The sequence below is a fragment of the Rhizobium sp. SVR5-2C genome (genome assembly GCF_056755115.1).
This window is the reverse complement of sequence record NZ_JBNDHT010000371.1, coordinates 1-285: the sequence shown is the minus strand read 5'-3', so window position 1 is coordinate 285 and position 285 is coordinate 1. Positions and strand designations below refer to the sequence as shown.

At 73.3% G+C, this 285-nt stretch carries 1 protein-coding gene; it reads left to right on the top strand.

Going from position 1 to position 285, the window contains the following annotated elements:
- Window positions 1-56 precede the first annotated feature (56 nt).
- Window positions 57-285: hypothetical protein (locus ACPYOI_RS36135; protein WP_481424178.1), on the top strand; the 229-nt coding region annotated here is incomplete at its 3' end.

The following is a 285-nucleotide window of genomic DNA, read 5'->3' as shown; positions in this document are numbered from 1 at the left end:
GGGGGGGGGGGGGGGGGGGGGGGGGGGGGGGGGGGGGGGGGGGGGGGGGGGTAGGGGTGGGGAAGGAGGTCGAGGTAGATGACCGTGCCGTTGCGCACGAGCTGCTGCACCGCGTCGATGGTGTCCCACCCGTTGACGTGCATACCGGCGAGGACCCGCACGCCGTCGGCATCCGGGACGACCCAGAACGCCATGAACTCGTTGCTTTCCGGCTTCCCGCGCAGGACGACCTCTGCGCCGGAGTCCCGCGGCACGTACCCGGCGTACTCGAGTCCGACGTCGTAC